General features: G+C 35.7%; 1 protein-coding gene. It reads left to right on the forward strand.

Annotated features, from left to right (window positions below; all coding sequences use genetic code 11):
* Positions 1-78: 78 nt before the first annotated feature.
* Complete coding sequence (locus AC4GME_RS17330; protein WP_490379887.1) at positions 79-513, forward strand: DUF1353 domain-containing protein; 435 nt, start codon at positions 79-81, stop codon at positions 511-513.
* Positions 514-1,264: the final 751 nt, after the last annotated feature.

The following is a 1,264-nucleotide window of genomic DNA, read 5'->3' on the forward strand; positions in this document are numbered from 1 at the left end:
GTGTATTAGTAACAATGACGACTAATACTCTGTTGAACCATAGTGAATAACGATTACTTTGTGAATGGAGGAAGCATCATGGAAGACAGATTCATTACATATAGAAGTGGTTATAAATATCAATTAGCTTCAAACTATTCTGTTGATACTGGTTTAAATATAGATGCTGATATTGATGACAATAACTTTCTTAAATTAGACTCGAAAGGGATAATCCATATTAAAAAAGGTTATGCTTGGGATGGACCGTCTGGTCCAGTTTTAGATACAAACGAAAATATGAGAGCTTCTTTAGTACATGATGCACTTTATCAGCTAATGCGAAATGAGTTCCTAGATCCTGACGTACATAAAGATGAAGCTGACAAATTATTCAGGAAGATATGCATTGACGATGATGTTCAGGAAGAAATAGCTCAAGTGTATTATCTAGGTCTTCAAATTGGAGGTCAGCCTTCGACTGACCCAAGGAATAAAAAAGTAGTACATATTGCCCCTGATCCACGTGCATAACAAAAAGCACCATGCGACAGTTTTTACTCGGCTGTTTGGGAGGGAATTGAGTGTTGTGATTACGGTTTTTAGAGTGATTTCACATTCTGTGATAATTCAACTTAACTCATTAAGCCCATGGTTTTAGGACGATTTACAAAGTCTGTAAAGTTTGTTCGGTCATTTGATGTCCTGAAAACACTGGGGGCATACCTTAATACAGTGCCATTCAGACTTGACCCTCCCAATACTTCTTACCGCACCCTGTCTTATTATTAAAATTCACAGAGAAGACAACTATCCTGACATAGGAGGGCAGAATAGGTTATAATAGGCGCGCTAAATCCACGCTGACTTTTAATTGTTGGCTAGAGTGATTGGAATTATATTCAGCTTTAATTAGCTTTTAGAAAATTGACGCTAAAAGTATTTCCACATTTCTGCATTTCTGCATTTCTGCATTTCTACATTTCTGCATTTCGACATTTCGACATTTCTGCATTTCGACATTTCGACATTTCGACATTTCGACATTTCGACATTTCGACATTTCGACATTTCTACATTTCTACATTTCTACATTTCTACATTTCTACATTTCTACATTTCGACATTTCTACATTTCGACATTTCGACATTTCTACATTTCTACATTTCGACATTTCGACATTTCCACATTTCGACATTTCCACATTTCAATATTTCGACATTTCCACATTTCAATATTTCGACATTTCGACATTTCGACATTTCGACATTTCGACATTTTTAC

The sequence above is a fragment of the Psychromonas sp. genome (assembly GCF_983033635.1).